This is a genomic window from Acinetobacter sp. QJM3NY_42, assembly GCF_056173745.1.
In genome coordinates this window covers 454,675-471,694 of record NZ_CM149689.1, presented here as the reverse complement: position 1 = coordinate 471,694, position 17,020 = coordinate 454,675, and the positions used below count along the sequence as shown (strand labels likewise).

Below are 17,020 nucleotides of genomic sequence, written 5' to 3'. Positions count from 1 at the left end.
ACTCCATGACAGAATCAAGGACAATAGACCTCTTTTTTATTTTGCACATCAGCGAACTGTTTTTTCGCCTTGATTTGGACATGGTATGAAGTTTGAAAAATTGGGTCAGTCGGGTCGTGCCCGCCGTGGCCGTTTAACACTTGAACATGGGGTGGTTGAAACACCGGTATTTATGCCAGTGGGTACTTACGGTACTGTTAAAGGCATGCTTCCACGTGATATTGAAGAAATTCAGGCACAAATCATTTTAGGAAACACCTTTCACTTGTATTTGCGTCCGGGCCTGGATGTTGTAAAAGAACACGGCGGTCTGCACGAATTTATTAAGTGGGATAAGCCTATTTTAACTGACTCTGGTGGCTTTCAGGTATTTAGTCTGGGCGCCATGCGCAAAATCAAAGAAGAAGGTGTGACTTTTCGCTCACCTATTGACGGCTCAAAAGTTTTTCTCTCGCCTGAAGTTTCTATGGAAATTCAGAAAGTTCTGAACTCCGATATTGTCATGATTTTTGATGAATGTACGCCTTATCCAGCGACTCATGAAGAAGCGCAGAAATCATTGCAGCTGTCTTTACGCTGGGCTAAACGTTGCAAGACCCACCATCATGAAGTTCTGGACAATAAAAATGCGTTGTTCGGTATTATTCAGGGTGGCATGTATGAAGATCTTCGGGATGAATCACTAGAAGGCCTGCTTGAAATCGGGTTTGATGGCTATGCAATTGGTGGCTTATCTGTTGGTGAGCCGAAAGAAGAGATGATCAAAGTGCTGGATTATCTTCCTAACAAAATGCCGCATGATAAACCGCGCTACCTCATGGGTGTTGGTAAACCTGAAGATATTGTTGAAGGTATCCGCCGTGGGGTTGATATGTTTGACTGTGTCATGCCTACCCGAAATGCGCGGAACGGTCATTATTTTGTGACAGATGGTCTAGTCCGTATTCGCAACAGCAAATACCGTCATGATCAGAGCCCGCTTGACCCGCACTGTGACTGCTATACCTGCAAGAATTTTACCCGGGCTTATCTGTTCCACCTCGAGAAATGTGGTGAAATGCTGGGCTCCATGCTAGGAACCATTCATAACCTGCGCTATTACCAGCGCTTCACTCAAGACATCCGTGATGCACTCGACAATGGTACCTTTGAAGCTTTTGTTGAGGACTTCTATACACGTCGTGGAATGGAAGTGCCGCCTTGCCCTGAAGATTGAGAAAGCAGTATTTGCGCTCAACAAAAAGACAAGGTAAATTGCAGGTCAACTCAATTTAAATGTCATGACAATGGCAACAGTTTTAATATTTAATAGGAAATCGACATGAGCTTTTTAATCTCTACTGCTCACGCTGCGCCGGCGGCTCAGCAAGGCCCGAGCATGATGGCTAACTTATTGATGATTGCAGTATTTATTGCAATTTTCTATTTCCTGATCTGGCGTCCACAGGCCAAACGTGCCAAAGAACACCGTACACTCGTTGAAAGTCTGGGTGTAGGCAGTGAAGTGGTTTTTGCCGGTGGCTTGATGGGTCGTATTACCAAGCTTGAAGGCGATTTTGCAGTAGTAGAACTAAGCCGCGGTGTAGATGTAAAAATCCAGCGTGCTAGTGTCATTTCAGTTTTGCCTGAAGGCACCCTGAATAACCTTTAATCATAAAAACAGTCGTGCACCCCGCACGGCTTTTTCATTTTAAGAAGACAGCAAATGCGTTACCCTGCATGGAAATATCTGCTGATCCTGGTGGTTCTGGTGATCAGCACCCTGTACGCACTGCCTAGCTTGTATCCCGATGAACCGGCGGTCCAGATTTCTGGTGCAAAAGCCGGCACTCAAATTGATCAGAGTGTGATACAAAAAGCAGAGCAAATATTGAAAGAGGCGAACATTCCGTCTCATGACAATACCTTTACCAATAACGCTGCCCTATTGCGTGTAGACTCTACTGATGCACAACTCAAAGCAAAAGATGTGCTACGCCGCGCTCTGGGTGAAGAATATGTTGTGGCCCTGAATTTGGCGCCTACTACACCTGAGTGGCTACAGAAAATTGGCGCAAAACCAATGAAACTGGGCTTGGACTTGCGTGGTGGTGTACACTTCCTGTTAGAAGTGGATATGGATAAAGCCCTGTCACAGCGTATGGAAACATCCGCGACCGACTTGCGCCGTCAGCTTCGTGAAAATAATCTCAAGTTTAACAGCCTGACTCTGAATAATAATCAGATCAATCTCCAGTTTGCACAAAATGACGACCGTGAAGCTGTAATGGACTTTTTACGCCGCAATGGCAATGAGTTCACCCAGCAAGCACTGGCTAGCAGTACTGGTCCTATGTTGCGCCTCACGTATACTGATGCACGCAGACAGGAAATCCAGTCATATGCTGTTAACCAGAACTTAACCACACTGCGCAACCGTATTAACGAACTGGGGGTGGCGGAAGCACTGGTTCAGACCCAAGGCAGTAATCGTATCGTAGTCGACCTGCCAGGTGTACAGGACACAGCAGAAGCAAAACGGGTACTTGGCCGCACAGCTAACCTGGAGTTCCGCTTAGTTTCCGACTTAAATGATCAGTATATTGATCCCTATACCGGGAAATCTAATGGCCAGCCGTTACCTCCTGGCACAGAACTGTTTGCTTATGAATCGCTAGACAGCGGTCGTCAATTACTGTTACAGCGTAACCGTATCTTGACAGGTGAACGGGTCCAAAATGCCTCTTCAGGCTTTAGTCAGGATACAGGTGGTGCTGAAGTTAATATTACTTTAGACAGCGCTGGCGGCAAACTGATGGCAGATGCCACCCGTAATGCTGTGGGTAAACGCATGGCTGTACTGTTTATCGAAAACAAACAGCGTATCAGCTATGTCACTGATCCGGTTACCGGCACACAGACCGAAGTACGTACACCTTATGCAGAATCTGTAGTGATTAACGCTGCAACCATTCAGGCCGTACTAGGTTCGCAGTTCCGTATTACCGGGCTCGATTCTCCACAAGAAGCGTCTGAATTGGCACTTATGCTACGTGCAGGTGCACTTGCTGCTCCGATGTACTTTGTTGAAGAGCGTGTAGTTGGCCCGTCATTAGGTCAGGAAAATATCGACAAGGGTGTGCTTTCTACTCAAATCGGTTTCTTGCTGGTCGCTATCTGGATGGTGGTCTTCTTCCGTTTATTTGGTCTGATTGCTAACTTTGCTTTGGTTTTTAACCTGGCAATGACTTTAAGCATCATGTCATGGATTGGTGCCGCACTAACCTTGCCGGGTATTGCAGGTATTGTTATTACAATCGGTATGGCCGTCGATGCGAACGTACTGATCTGTGAGCGAATCAGAGAAGAAATGAAATGGGGGGCCTCGCCCAAACAGGCCATTGTGGCAGGTTATGATCGAGCCTATAACACCATTTTTGACTCAAACCTGACCACCTTCCTCGTCGCCTTTATCCTGTTTGCGATCGGTACTGGTCCAATCAAAGGTTTTGCTGTAACACTCATGATTGGTATTGCCTGTTCGATGTTTACTGCAATTACGGTAACGCGTGCGATCGTACAGATCATTTATGGCAAGCGTCGTAACTTGAAGAAGTTGAGCATTTAAGGAGATCGATGATGACTGAGAATACTCAACCAAAGCAAAAACAGTACGGCCGTCCTGATAATGAGCGCGTTATCGACTTTATGAAAATTGCCTTACCGGCAGCTATTATTTCGATAATCCTTACTGTCGGTAGCCTGTTTTTTATCGTTACTAAAGGCCTAAATCTCGGGCTGGACTTTACAGGCGGTATCTCTGCCGAGCTGAACTATAAACAGGCAGCCAATCAGGGAGAAGTTATCCGTGCGTTAAATGATGCCGGTTTTAAAGATGCAGTTGTACAAACCTTGGGAAGCAATAGTGATCTCTTGATACGTATGCCCGCACAAGACATAAATGTTGAAGACCTCAACAGTACCTTGACTAAAGCAGCCCAACTGCCAAATAACCCTGCTGAAGTTAGCAAGATTGATTCGGTAGGGGGTCAGGTTGGTAATGAACTGTATGTACGCTCAGCAGGTGCAGTAGCGCTAGCACTTGTCCTGATGCTGATTTATGTCACCATCCGTTTTGAGTTCAAACTGGCAATCGGGGCAGTATTATCCTTGTTCCACGATATCATCGTGACAATCGGTATTTTTGCCATGATGCAGTGGCCATTTGACCTGACCGTACTGGCAGCACTTCTGGCACTTATCGGCTTTTCGCTAAATGACAATATTGTAGTCTCTGACCGTATTCGGGAAAACTTCCGTAAAATTCGTGGTGCCGAGCCACGCGAGATTGTTAATATTGCGCTTACCGAAACCTTGCGCCGTACCGTTCACACCTCAATGACCCTGTTACTCGTGGTTATCGCCATGATGCTCATGGGTGGTGAAGGTCTGCACTGGTTCTCTGTAGCCATGTTCGTAGGCGTATTTGTAGGTACTTATTCTTCTATTTATATTGGTACTTCATTTGCACTGTGGCGTGGTCTGAACCGTCAGGACTTTATCGTACAGGTAAAACCAGAGTTCGAGGATGAAATTCCATAATTTCACCCCGGAGCAATATTTCATTAAAGCCTATCTCCGGATAGGCTTTTTAATGCCGATAAATCTGAATACGCGGGAAAATAAATTCACCACAGCCCTGTCCGGTACGCCAAGCGATGGTAATCAGGCTCTGGGCAACTTCAAAATGCTGGTAAGCAAAATACCCAAGAGATTCATGCTGCATCTGTGAGTTATCATACATGGGATGGACTCTGGTATTTATATCTTTCAGACTTAAACGGATGCCTAAACCACTGGCCTTTAAAATTGCTTCTTTTGCTGTCCAGACTTTAAACCAGTATAGCCTGTCTTCATCCATAGACTTCCAGGTTTGATATTCTTCTTCATGAAATGCATGTTGTGCCAAAGCATCCAGCCTTACTTGACGTTCCAGATCTTCAACATCAATTCCTATGTCCTGCTGCTCAGAACTGGTTACTAATGCATAGATTTTTTTACTATGGGTATGATTGATTGCCAGATTATGTTCTTTTAAGTACGGTTTACCGTGGCATGTATAAGCAAAACTTAAGGCAGTGACGGGCTGTCCTAGTATTTCACTAAGCAGACGATTTCGATAAGCGTAAATAGCCTGCTTACGCTGCTGGATTTGCTGGCGCAGTTCCTGTTGTGGATCAACCTGTTCGAAATGCTTCATAGCACAGATATCAACACGCAGCATATTTTATCCGGTTCACTAAACTAGAAGCAGTATAACGGTTCATGATTAAACAAAAAAACCCAAATCGAAATTTGGGTTTTTAAATTCTGTTAAAGCACTATTTAGCTTAACGCTTGAATTTTTTCTCAGCTTTTTTAAATTTCTGGATATAACGACGGCGACGTGCAGCAGTGCGCTCATCAAGCTGTGATTTACGTCCTTCGAATGGATTTTCTGAAGTTTTAAAATCGATTTTAACTGGTGTACCTTCAAGCTTATAAACTTTACGGAAAACATTTTCCAGATAACGGCGATAATCTGCAGGAGTCTTGTCGACCTTGTTACCGTGAATCACAATCGTTGGCGGATTTTGTCCACCCATATGAGCATAACGCATTTTAATCCGGCGGCCACCAACCATAGGTGGCTGATGTGCTTCGGTTGCATCATTAAGTATCTGTGTTAATTTAGCTGGTGATACTTTCAGGTGAGATGAATCGTAAGCCCGATGGATTGAAGGATAAAGATCACCTACACCAGTACCATGTAATGCTGAAATCAGATGGATACGCGCCCAAGGAATAAAATCAAAACGGCGGTCTACATCCAGTTTACACTGCTTGCGATCATATTCAGACATGTTGTCCCATTTGTTGATCGCAATTACCATGGCCCGGCCAGCTTCAAGTGCATAACCGATCAGGTGTAGATCCTGCTCTACCACGCCCTCACGGGCATCGAGTACTACTACCACTACATGTGCGTCTTTCATGGCTTGCAAAGTCTTTACTACCGAGAATTTCTCGATCATTTCATCGACTTTACCTTTACGGCGCACACCAGCAGTATCAATGAGAGTATATTGACGGCCATCACGCTCAAACGGAATATAAACCGAATCACGTGTAGTTCCAGGCTCATCATATGCAACTACGCGCTCTTCACCAAGCAACCGGTTAACCAGAGTAGATTTACCGACATTCGGACGGCCAATAATAGCCAGACGCAGGCCTGTAGCTTTATCATGTTCTTCCGGATTCTCATCTTCAGGTACATCTGCCAGCACTTCTTCCAGCATTTGTGCCACACCGCGACCATGACTTGCTGCAACATGCATGGGCTCACCAAGACCGAGTTTATAAAACTCGACCACAGCTGCTTCTGCATGTACGCCATCTACCTTATTGGCTACCAGAAAGACTTTTTTGCCAAGTGTGCGTAGTTCACGCGCAATCTGTTCATCAGAGGCCAATAGCCCCGCACGCGCATCAACTACAAAAATAATGAGATCGGCTTCATGAATTGCAGTTTTAGACTGCTCTGCCATGTAAGAGTCAATTCCCTGTTCGCTTTCGCCAATACCACCTGTATCGACTACGATAAAGGATTTGTTTTGATACACAGCATCGCCATATTTGCGGTCACGTGTTAGGCCGGCGAAGTCGGCTACAAGGGCATCACGGCTCTTGGTAATCTGGTTGAACAACGTTGATTTTCCGACGTTCGGACGACCAATGAGCGCAATTACGGGTTTCATAGATTAACCTTTATTCAAGATCAGCCAGTTGGTCTGGTCTGAACATCAGAAACTTTGGAAGAAAATAATAGATCACAGATCTAAATAAAAACACGGGGCATTGAAATTTCAATTACCCCGCGTTTCAAAAAATACGGTTGGGTTTATTTTAGCACAAGCAGAGAAGAATTAACGATTCTGCCAGACGCTTAACGCTCCCTTTCTGGTAGAAACGTAGAGCTGCCCATCAATTACCTGTAGTGAACGTACTTCGCCACCGGTTTTAGAGCGACCTACCAGTTGCCCAGAGGCTGGATCAATCAAATGTAATACGCCATCCAGATCACCAACCACCAGGTCTTGACCAAGTATCACCGGATTACTTAAACGACGGTTGAGCAGGCTATCATTCTGCCAGAGCTGTTCACCTGTCGTGAGATTAAATGCCGTCACTTTACCATCGTTTTGTGCAACAAAAACTGTGTTGTTAAAAACTTCCGGACGCTGTGTACTGCTGGCATCTTCACTCCAGACTACCTGTTGTGATGCCAGATCAGTTACAGTAACTTGCCCCTGATAACTGGTCGTCACCAAAAACTGGCCAGCCATCACAGGATCACCATCAATATCAATCAGGCGCTGCACATCCGAGCGACCGCTACTGACCGCTACACGGCGCTGCATACGCGGCACACCCGTTAATACATCCAAAGCATAAATATAGGCATTAGATGAAGCAATCAGTACTGTACGCGGATCAGCAGAAACTGGGGCTGCCTGGCCACGCAGACTAAACTGTGCATTTGGCAACCGGTATGCCCAGACCTCTTGCCCAGAGGCCAGGTCATGTGCAAAGACATTCCCATCATTTGCCACAGTAATAACACGACCAGCTTGTATCAGTGAGGGGCTGAGTAAAGCCCCTGATAACTGCGCAGTCCATAATTGCTTGCCTGTTGCCTGTTCCAGGGCAAACAGCTGACCTTTACGGTTACCAACAATAACCACGCCATCAGCTGCCTCAGCTCCGGCACTTAACCCTTGCTTGCTGACACGAGTCTGCCAGAGACGCTGTTTACCACGAAAAGCTGCTACTTCGCCTTTAGGATCTACTGTAAAAATAACGCCGTTATCGACTGCGAGTCGTAACCGGAGTGGATCAGCTTCATCGGTAGAAGAAACATTTTGCGAAAATACAGGCACCAGACTTTTTGCTTGCGCAAGCTTTGGCAGTGGATTCGGTTTGGCCTCTTCTACTTTAATTTTATTACTTGAGCAACCGATCAGCGCAGCTGATAATACTGCCATTGCAAATGATATTTTATATTTTCTATCCATTAAGACTCATCCACTTGTGTTTCCAAAATAGGGCGTTCGATTTCAGGATCATCAACTAAAACGCCTACACTTTCGAGTTTAATTTGTAAAATTTGTCGTTCTTTTTTACGCTCAGCAAGTGCATCCCATGCGCTCTGATAAGCTTTTCTTGCTGAGGCAATATCATTTTTTGCCACATACACGTCGCCACGTGCTTCTTCAGCAGTAGCTTTAAAAGCCGGATCAGTTACATCAGCCAGAGTTTTAAGTGCCGCATCATATTTGTTTTGAGCCAATTGGGCATAAGCCAAGCGCAGTTTCAATACATGAACCAGACCTTCATCCTTGAGTTTAGTGGCTTCTACCCGCTTGAGTGCTTTTTCTGCTGCAGCATAATCACCACGGTCATAAGCCTGCTTAGCCATTACAAACTGGGCCTGAAGTGCGTGTACAGAATCAGGCGCTTCTTTCACAATCTTGTCAGCAGATTGTGAAAGTGCATTCAGGGCATTAATATCCTGACTATTTACATTTCTGGCTTCATCCATAAGCTGCTGCACCTTGGCAGTACGCATCTGATTCTCAGCCAGAGTTTTCTTTTGCCAGTATTCCCAGCCAAAAAAGGCAATTAACGCAATTAAAATACCGCTAATAATGGCAGAGCCATATTTTTTGGTAAATGACTTTAAATTATCTAGCTGGTCTTCATCACTTAATGCGTTCATGTGATTATCCTTTTTTGTTTATATTCTCGGCTTATTCAGAGGCAAGCTGTTCAATCAGGTACGGCGTAAGATTGTCTATTTCAACTTCAACCTGCTCTGCATTTTCCAGACGTTTTACTGTCAGCTTCCGGTTTTCCCATTCGCGCTGCCCCAGAATCACGGCAAAAATTGCTCCAGACTGATCGGCCTTTTTCATTTGGCTTTTCATGCTGCCCTGTGATCCAGTTTTTAGGCGGAATGGACTGTTAGCTGCCTCAAACTGGTTACGGAACTGTTCTGCCATGACCAGGGCTTTCCCCTGATAAGCAGGTTCTGCCAGCAAGAATATCTCGCAGTCACGCACGGCAGTATTATCTTCAACCTGTTCAAGCAGAAGTAATAAACGCTCCATTCCCATAGCAAAACCCACAGCCGGTACAGACTGGTCTGCTTTACCTTTAAGCTGGCCTACTAAACTGTCATAACGGCCACCGGCACACACTGTGCCCTGTGAGCCTAAATGAGTGGTGGTCCATTCAAAGACAGTTTTGTTGTAATAGTCGAGGCCCCGTACCAACTTTTGATTAATGACAAAACTAATGCCTGCATCAGTCAAATACTGTTGCAACAGGTTAAAGTGCGCCAATGTTTCCTCACCCATAAAGTCATGAAGTTTTGGCGCATTTTCTAAAATAGATTGAGTTTTAGCATCTTTGGAATCCAGAATTCGTAGGGGATTCGTGGTTAAACGGCGCTGTGAATCTTCATCCAGATCTGCTTTATGTGATTCTAGAAATCCGACCAGTGCTGCACGGTAAGCTGCACGTTCATCAGCTTCACCCAAGGTATTTAGCTCTAACTGAACTTTCTCTGCCACCCCCATACGTTTCCACAGACGTGCAGTCATCAGAATCAGCTCTGCATCCATATCTGGCGTTGCTACACCAAAAGTTTCGACCCCAAACTGATGAAACTGACGATAGCGGCCTTTTTGCGGTTTTTCATAACGGAACATCGGACCGATATACCACACACGAGGCGTCGCTCCGCGCAGCAGGTTATGCTCAAGCATTGCACGCACACAGCCTGCCGTTCCTTCAGGACGTAATGTCAGAGACTCCGGTGGATTACCTTTGTCCAGAAATGTATACATCTCTTTTTCAACAATATCGGTTGCATCACCGATCGAACGTTTAAACAGATTCGTCTGTTCAACTATCGGCAAACGGATTTGTTGATAGCCATATGCATCCATCAAAGATAACAGATGCTGCTCTAGACGTCTCCAGGCCGGGGTCTGTGCTGGAAGAATGTCATTAAAACCTTTGATTGCGACAATTGAACTCATGATGAACTACGAATGATCTCTTTAGATTTAGCTTCTTCAAGCTCGGAAACACGTTGACGAACCATAGTTTCGATTTCATCAACCAGCTGATTGGTATCAATTAAATGACTTTTTTCACCATTACGGTACACCAGTGAACGTGGACTTGCACCCACTACACCAATATCGGCTTCTTTAGCCTCGCCCGGACCATTGACCTTACAGCCAATTACGGAAACATCCATAGGTGTACGGATATCTTCCAGACGCTCCTCTAAAGCCTGCATAACTTTAATCACGTTGAATTCCTGACGTGAGCAGCTTGGACAGGCAATAAAGTTGATACCATTGGAGCGCAGACTGAGCGATTTTAAAATATCAAAACCGATTTTAATTTCTTCTTCAGGTTCAGCCGCCAGGGAAATACGCATGGTATCTCCGATGCCTTCCATTAACAAACCGCCTAGCGCAATGGCGGATTTGACAGAGCCTGTCCGGTAGACACCTGCCTCAGTCACACCTAGATGCAGCGGATTATCAATCTGCTGTGACAAGAGGCGATAAGCATCCATAGTCAGAAATACATTAGAAGCTTTAACCGAAACTTTAAACTCCTGAAAATTCAGGCGATCAAGAATGTCAATATGGCGCATCGCTGACTCAAGCAATGCCTGCCCGGTCGGTTCACCATATTTTTTCTGAATGTCCTTTTCCAGTGAACCAGCATTTACTCCAATACGCATAGAGATATCATGATGTCTGGCTGCAGCGACTACTTCACGGATTTTGGCTTCAGAACCAATATTTCCAGGATTAATACGCAGGCAATCTGCGCCAAAATCAGCAACAGCCAAGGCAATTTTATAGTCAAAGTGAATGTCAGCCACCAAAGGCACACTTACTTGCTTACGGATTTCACCAAATGCCTTTGCCGCTTCCATACTTGGCACTGAAACCCGCATGATATCCGCTCCTACATCTACACAGCGCTGAATCTGTGCAACTGTTGCAGCCACATCACAGGTTTCGGTATTGGTCATACTCTGGATACTGATGGGAGCATCACCTCCCACATACACTGAACCGACACGGATTTTACGTGTCGGCCGGCGTTTAATCGGATTTTCAATCATTGCATCGCTCTACTGTTGCGAATTAGCGAGACAAACGGAATTCTGCTTTTCCGTTCACCGTATATGGAGACAATGAAATCTGCTCACTATTTAAACTGAGTGATACTGCGGTCGCATCATCAAGACGGATCTGATATGGGCTTTCACCGCTTAGTGTCAGAGTGGAATCCTGACGTCCTGTCGCCAGCACCTTACCTGTCGCATCAACTATATAAACAGAGGTAGGCCGGGTAAAATTCAAGACCAGCTGATCACCAGATGCTGCTGCATTCGGACTGTTATCCAGATCAACAATCTGAACCTCTGACTGGGCTACAGCTGGCCGCTCAGTTTCGCCCTTTTTACCTGATGTCCAGTTCTGGATAGCAGCCACCACCAGCCAGACTAGCAGTAGAATCACAGCTGCCACAATAGCCCGTTTTATCCATTTTCGGTTACGGTCACTGTTAGAACCAGGCAATTTACCCATAATTTTAATCGGGGAGTTATTCAGTGCATGATTTGGCAGCAGGCCGGTATCATTGGCATAAATCTCATCAAACCGCTGGATAATAGCAGTTGCATCCGTACCCAGATATTTAGCATAAGAGCGGTAATAACCTTTAATAAATGCTGCCTCAGGCAGGGTTTTATAATCATCCTGCTCAAGCGCCTTCAAAGTCTTTAAAGGTATTTTAAGGTCAGCCGCCACAGTTTCAAGTTCAAGGTTTTTTGCAATACGGATATGGCGTAAATACTCACCAGGACGTTGAACATTTCCTAACGCATTCGGCGCTACGTTAGAGCTAGAACCAGTAGGTTGCTGTGAATTAGGATTTACTTCCATACGGCCTCAGTACTGTGCTGTAATTGCAAATAACGTTGATATTCTTGGCTGTCCGGGAACAAGGCACGTAACTGGTTCACCAAAACTTGTGTTCCCATTTTATCATCATTGGCACGCGCAATTCGAATTCCGATCCAAAGAGCACGCGCACCCTGATTCTTTTGCCCTACACGACGCACATATTGTTCATAAAGCTGTGTAGCAGCAGGAATCTGTTGCCGCAAATAGAAAATTTCCGCTAACTCTAACATTGAAATGGAAGAATCGCGGTTAGCTTGCAATGCCTGTTTGAATGTTTTTTCAGCATTCGCAACATTGCCGAGCTTAAGATAAATTCGTCCCAGATTTTCAAGCGCCTGGTAACGCTGCTCATAGCCTAAAGTTGCACCAGCAATTTCCAGTTGTTCGATCGCATCTTTATAACGACCGATCTGGTACAAATAGGCACCATAATTATTACGCGCCTGTGCATTTTTAGGCTCAATTGAAATAGAGCGTCTGAAATAACTCTCAGCCTTGTCCAGATTTAGCTGACTTCCCTCTTGCTGGAGCAGTACTCCCATCATCATGTTCGCAGTGGCGTCTCTGGAATCAACTTCAAGTGCCTGGTCAAGTGCTCGTTTAGCAGCATCCAGATCACCCGATTTAATATATTCCGCTGCCAGCTGGGTTCGAACTTTGACTGCCTTTTCTGGATCCTTACTGAGGGTATCAGGAGTCTGGCAAGCAGTAACAAGCAAGGCCGACAAAGTCACTGTAAGTAATACAAATGTTTTATACACCGGCTTTCTCAACTGCTTTTCTCCTCTCAGGTTTATCTATCCATGAGAGCGCATAATTTCATTGCGCTCTGCTACTTTCTTTTTCCACTGTTCAGCACGACGAGTACGGTCTGCAACCTGTCCCACCAGCTGGCCGCAGGCTGCATCGATATCATCACCACGAGTCTGACGAATCGTACACACAAAACCCGCATCCGACAAAGCTTTTTGAAAAGCAATAATACGGTTGCGGCTAGAGCGGCCATAAGGAGCATGCGGGAACGGATTAAACGGTATGAGGTTAATTTTGCTTGGCAGGTTCTTTAACAGCCTGATCATCTGCTGGGCATGCTCAAGTGAGTCATTTACCCCGTCCAGCATGACATATTCAATCGTAACGTGTTTGCGTGCACTTTCATTGCCATCTTTATTGATGTAACGCTGACAGGCAGCAATCAGCTGCGCCAACGGATACTTTTTATTGATGGGAACCAGCTCATTACGCAGTTCATCATTTGGCGCATGTAAAGAAATTGCCAGGGCTACATCAATATCCTGTGCCAGCTGATCAATTTTAGGCACTACGCCTGAAGTCGACAATGTGACACGGCGCTTGGACATCCCATAAGCAAAATCATCCAGCATAATATACATGGAGCTTAAAACCGCATCATAGTTTAAAAGCGGTTCGCCCATTCCCATCATGACCACATTGGTCACGGAGCGGGTGCGTTCAGCTACCGGTACATCTTCCATATAAGACTGGTTAGCTACCCATAACTGCCCGATAATTTCATCAGGTGTTAAATCACGCTGAAAACCCTGTTTACCGGTAGAGCAAAACGAGCAGTCCAAAGCACAACCAACCTGTGAAGAAATACATAGGGTTTTGCGCAAACCGGTCTTATCTTCTGCTGGAATCAGTACGGTTTCTACCAGTGAGCCTGCGCCATCTCCAACACGAAAAACCCATTTACGCGTACCGTCTTTAGAATAATGACGATGCACCACTTCAGGTGCCTTAATTTCACATAACTGTTCTAGCTTGGCACGCAGCTTTCCAGAGATATTGGTCATCTCGGCAAAGTCGGTCACAAAATATTGATGCATCCATTTCATCACCTGACCGGCACGGAACTTTTTCTCTCCAAGCTTTTCGAAAAAATTTTCCAGCTCAGCACGAGACATGCCCAGCAGATTCACCTTTTTCAGCGCACTATTTGAGGCTTGAGTAGCAGGTGAAGGCTGTTGTTCATCTGTTGACGGAGATGAAACGACCACTTCAGAACTCATGTGTATTACCTAACTCATGTCAGAGATCAATGGGAGTTGCTCAATATTCAAGCAATAAATTCTTTAGAGAATAAAAAAACCAGATAAGTATAATAACACTTATCTGGTTTAAATGCTGTCAATTAACGAGTGCGTGGGCAGATCTCGTTGTCAGCAAAGAAGTAAGCAATTTCACGCTCAGCAGATGCAACTGAGTCTGAACCGTGAGCAGCATTTTCATCAATAGAAGTTGCGAAATCTGCACGGATAGTACCAGGAGCTGCTTCTTTCGGGTTAGTTGCACCTAGAATGTCACGGTGAGCAAGCACTGCATTTTCACCTTCAAGTACAGATACAACTACTGGACCAGAAGTCATGAATGCAACCAGGTCACCAAAGAAACCGCGTTCTTTATGTTCAGCATAGAAGCCTTCAGCTTCAGCTTGAGTCAGGTGTTTCATTTTAGTTGCAACGATTTTTAGGCCAGCTTTTTCAAAACGAGCAAAAATATCACCGATGTGGTTTTTAGCTACTGCATCTGGCTTAACAATAGATAGAGTACGTTCAACTGCCATGATTGGCTCCTTAACTGAAAATTTAAACGTCAAAAAATTTGGCGCATTATACCTGAGGTCACACGCGATAAGCAGCTTTGAATATGTAAAAAGTTTAGGTTTTTTTAGCTATTTTTAGCGGACTTCATCAATCCAGGCCATTTGAATCGCTTCAAGTAGTCCTTCAGTTGATTTTTCTGGATTATCACTAAACTCAGGTAATGCACAAACCCAGGCATGCAGGTCAGTAAAGCGTACCCATTGTGGGTCAACTTCAGGGTGTGCTTCAGAGAGCTCAATGGCAATATCAATGGTATCTGTCCAGCGTAAACCCATAATCCAAGTTTCCATCATTTATTTACTGTTACGCTACTTTATCAATTCCATCTGGGTAGAGATAGTCTGGAAATAAAAACTTATAACTTAAAGTATAAGCTCAAACCAAGGAGCACAGTAGATCAATACTCCTGCAACGCCTGCACCCAGAATAGCGCCAATCAGTACATCACTCGGATAATGCAGTCCTAGAACCATGCGTGAAACAGCTACCAATACCGTAAAAGGCAGCATAAGTATCATGAGTACAGGTTGTACATAGCCCAAACTTACCGTCGCCAATACTGCATGTAGCGTATGTCCTGAAGGAAAGCTGAAGTGATCCAAAGGGCGCTCACCCAGAATGATGACCTGATGTACCTGATAAGGTCTGGGTCGAGTAGTTTTACATTTTAAGAATTTATAGAGACCTGTTCCAAGCAGCCCACCCAATGATAAATAGATAATTTGCAGACTATAAGCCAATCCTTTAAGCATCCAGACAGCTGCCAGCATTACATACCAGAAAGCTCCATCGCCTAGCCGGCTGATTATTTTGAAAAACAGGGCTATACGCTGTGAATGGGAAAAGTGATTAAGATATAGGCAACCTTTTAAATCAAGGTCTAATATTCTAATTTTGGCATTTCTAAATCTCATTATTATTCTCCTCTTTAGAAAAAGGATGCTAGGTGGTCATGACGGACTCCTGCACGACTTGGTAGAGCGCCTGCTCAAGCTGTTGTACTGGCTGCTGCCAGCCTGCATGCTGAACCCGCTTGCGGGCGTTTAGGCCCATTGTTCTTAAAACAGCATTCTCAGGCAGGTTCTCAATTGCCCTGCTTAAACCATCTATATCTTTTAAAGGGCTGAGCCACCCCGTTTGTCCGTGTTCAACATATACATGGGCACAAGCATAATCATAAGCGATTACAGGTAAACCGCTAGCCATTGCTTCTAAAACTACATTTCCAAATGTTTCGACCTGGCTGGCAAAAGTAAATACATCAGCACTAGCGTATGTAGTCGCCAATATTTCTCCACTTAAATTACCAGTAAAGATCACATTCGAATTCTGGACCATTTTTTGTAAGCGTAAACGGTCCGGTCCATCGCCAACAATGACTAATTTAGGTGATGACTCTTTATTGCTATAGAGCCGTGCATGACTTTCAATCAGTACATCCACTTCTTTTTCAGGAGAAAGCCGCCCCACATATAACAGAACTTTCGTATCGGCAGTTACTCCCCAGCTTTTGCGCAACTGCTCAGAGCGTTTCTCCGGATTAAATTGTTGTGGATCTACTCCACGCGCGATCACTTTTAAAGGGCAAGAGACCCCCATATCTTTTAGCAACTGCTCGGTATCCTTGCTGGGTATACAGGTCAGTTGGGTACTATTATGAAACCAGCATAAATATTTCTGGACAGGTTTGACCAGAAAAGCCAAATCAAAGAAACGGCTAAAATCCTGAAAAGGAGAATGAAAACCGCTTGAAACAGGAATACCAGCTGACTTTGCCGCCTGTAACGCTGTTAATCCTAGCGGCCCTTCTGTCACAATATGCACCACATGAGGCTTGAAATCATCTAGTGCCTGGGAGACCTTTAAATACTGGGGCCAGCCAAAATGTAGTCCCGGATAGCGTGGAATCGCTTGCGAAACCACCAGACATTCCCGGTTGGGAGTAAAATGTGGACATGGCTGATGCTGATGTGGCCGGATGAGTAAAATTTTATGGCCTTGCTGTTGCAGACCTTTACAAAGCTGTAGCAAAGATAAAGCTACGCCATTAATTTCGGGTGGCCAAGTTTCGGTGACCAAAGCAATTTTCAGGCGTGGACGGACTATTCCCTGAATCAGCTCAACTTCAGAGGTAGAATTAAGCTGCTGGTTTTTAAAATAGAACCTGAAATTTTCTGGAAAATCCTGCTGCTTGAAGGCTGTAGCGTATGGATTAGACATACGTCACCTGACTGATCTAATTATTCTCATATATTCACTATAGAAGTCATGCTTGACAGAAATATGATCAGGGCATGACAGTTTTCT

17 protein-coding genes are annotated in these 17,020 nt (G+C 44.9%); 4 read left to right on the top strand and 13 right to left on the bottom strand.

Annotation, left to right across the window (positions count from 1 at the left end):
* The first annotated feature begins 85 nt into the window (after positions 1 to 85).
* From tgt to secF, 4 genes are all read left to right on the top strand, one after another.
* The gene (gene tgt / locus AC0VYT_RS02175) at positions 86 to 1,216 is read left to right on the top strand and encodes a tRNA guanosine(34) transglycosylase Tgt (protein WP_005016483.1); all 1,131 of its coding nucleotides are present in this window, start codon (positions 86 to 88) and stop codon (positions 1,214 to 1,216) included.
* 105 nt (positions 1,217 to 1,321) lie between these two features.
* The gene (yajC, locus tag AC0VYT_RS02170) at positions 1,322 to 1,651 is read left to right on the top strand and encodes a preprotein translocase subunit YajC (protein ID WP_005016486.1); all 330 of its coding nucleotides are present in this window, start codon (positions 1,322 to 1,324) and stop codon (positions 1,649 to 1,651) included.
* Positions 1,652 to 1,705: 54 nt separating this feature from the next.
* Positions 1,706 to 3,607 (top strand): protein translocase subunit SecD, encoded by a 1,902-nt coding sequence (gene secD, locus AC0VYT_RS02165; protein WP_005016490.1) that lies wholly within the window; start codon positions 1,706 to 1,708, stop codon positions 3,605 to 3,607.
* Positions 3,608 to 3,615: 8 nt separating this feature from the next.
* Entirely contained in the window at positions 3,616 to 4,581 is a 966-nt protein-coding gene (gene secF, locus AC0VYT_RS02160; protein WP_005404573.1) for a protein translocase subunit SecF, read from the top strand.
* A gap of 49 nt (positions 4,582 to 4,630) precedes the next feature.
* Here secF and AC0VYT_RS02155 read toward each other — a convergent pair whose 3' ends face one another.
* The 13 genes from AC0VYT_RS02155 to AC0VYT_RS02095 form a co-directional block, all read right to left on the bottom strand.
* A complete protein-coding gene (locus AC0VYT_RS02155) occupies positions 4,631 to 5,263 on the bottom strand; it encodes a 4'-phosphopantetheinyl transferase family protein (protein ID WP_005016492.1) in 633 nt (210 codons plus the stop codon).
* Between the two features lie 106 nt (positions 5,264 to 5,369).
* Positions 5,370 to 6,779, bottom strand: coding sequence for a ribosome biogenesis GTPase Der (der, locus tag AC0VYT_RS02150; protein ID WP_005016493.1), 1,410 nt, complete (start codon positions 6,777 to 6,779; stop codon positions 5,370 to 5,372).
* A gap of 168 nt (positions 6,780 to 6,947) precedes the next feature.
* Positions 6,948 to 8,096: an outer membrane protein assembly factor BamB gene (gene bamB / locus AC0VYT_RS02145; protein WP_005016494.1), complete on the bottom strand. Its 1,149-nt coding sequence runs from the start codon at positions 8,094 to 8,096 to the stop codon at positions 6,948 to 6,950.
* Positions 8,096 to 8,800 (bottom strand): YfgM family protein, encoded by a 705-nt coding sequence (locus AC0VYT_RS02140; protein ID WP_005016495.1) that lies wholly within the window; start codon positions 8,798 to 8,800, stop codon positions 8,096 to 8,098. The genes bamB and AC0VYT_RS02140 overlap by 1 nt, the downstream gene beginning before the upstream one ends.
* A 31-nt stretch (positions 8,801 to 8,831) precedes the next feature.
* Positions 8,832 to 10,127 carry a histidine--tRNA ligase gene (hisS, locus tag AC0VYT_RS02135; RefSeq protein WP_005016497.1) on the bottom strand — a complete coding sequence of 432 codons (1,296 nt, stop codon included), beginning with the start codon at positions 10,125 to 10,127 and terminating at the stop codon, positions 8,832 to 8,834.
* On the bottom strand, positions 10,124 to 11,239 hold the full coding sequence (ispG, locus tag AC0VYT_RS02130; RefSeq protein ID WP_005016500.1) for a flavodoxin-dependent (E)-4-hydroxy-3-methylbut-2-enyl-diphosphate synthase: 1,116 nt from the start codon (positions 11,237 to 11,239) through the stop codon (positions 10,124 to 10,126). The genes hisS and ispG overlap by 4 nt, the downstream gene beginning before the upstream one ends.
* Positions 11,240 to 11,261: 22 nt before the next feature.
* Entirely contained in the window at positions 11,262 to 12,065 is an 804-nt protein-coding gene (locus AC0VYT_RS02125; RefSeq protein WP_005016503.1) for a helix-turn-helix domain-containing protein, read from the bottom strand.
* Positions 12,056 to 12,859 carry a type IV pilus biogenesis/stability protein PilW gene (gene pilW / locus AC0VYT_RS02120; RefSeq protein WP_005016505.1) on the bottom strand — a complete coding sequence of 268 codons (804 nt, stop codon included), beginning with the start codon at positions 12,857 to 12,859 and terminating at the stop codon, positions 12,056 to 12,058. The genes AC0VYT_RS02125 and pilW overlap by 10 nt, the downstream gene beginning before the upstream one ends.
* Before the next feature lie 24 nt (positions 12,860 to 12,883).
* Positions 12,884 to 14,119, bottom strand: coding sequence for a dual-specificity RNA methyltransferase RlmN (rlmN, locus tag AC0VYT_RS02115; protein ID WP_005016509.1), 1,236 nt, complete (start codon positions 14,117 to 14,119; stop codon positions 12,884 to 12,886).
* Positions 14,120 to 14,241: 122 nt separating this feature from the next.
* A complete protein-coding gene (gene ndk, locus AC0VYT_RS02110; RefSeq protein ID WP_005016515.1) occupies positions 14,242 to 14,673 on the bottom strand; it encodes a nucleoside-diphosphate kinase in 432 nt (143 codons plus the stop codon).
* Positions 14,674 to 14,787: 114 nt separating this feature from the next.
* Entirely contained in the window at positions 14,788 to 14,988 is a 201-nt protein-coding gene (iscX, locus tag AC0VYT_RS02105; protein ID WP_005016518.1) for a Fe-S cluster assembly protein IscX, read from the bottom strand.
* Between the two features lie 87 nt (positions 14,989 to 15,075).
* Entirely contained in the window at positions 15,076 to 15,627 is a 552-nt protein-coding gene (locus AC0VYT_RS02100; protein ID WP_005016522.1) for a phosphatase PAP2 family protein, read from the bottom strand.
* A 28-nt stretch (positions 15,628 to 15,655) separates the two neighbouring features.
* A complete protein-coding gene (locus tag AC0VYT_RS02095) occupies positions 15,656 to 16,933 on the bottom strand; it encodes a glycosyltransferase family 4 protein (protein ID WP_005016524.1) in 1,278 nt (425 codons plus the stop codon).
* Between the last annotated feature and the right edge of the window lie 87 nt (positions 16,934 to 17,020).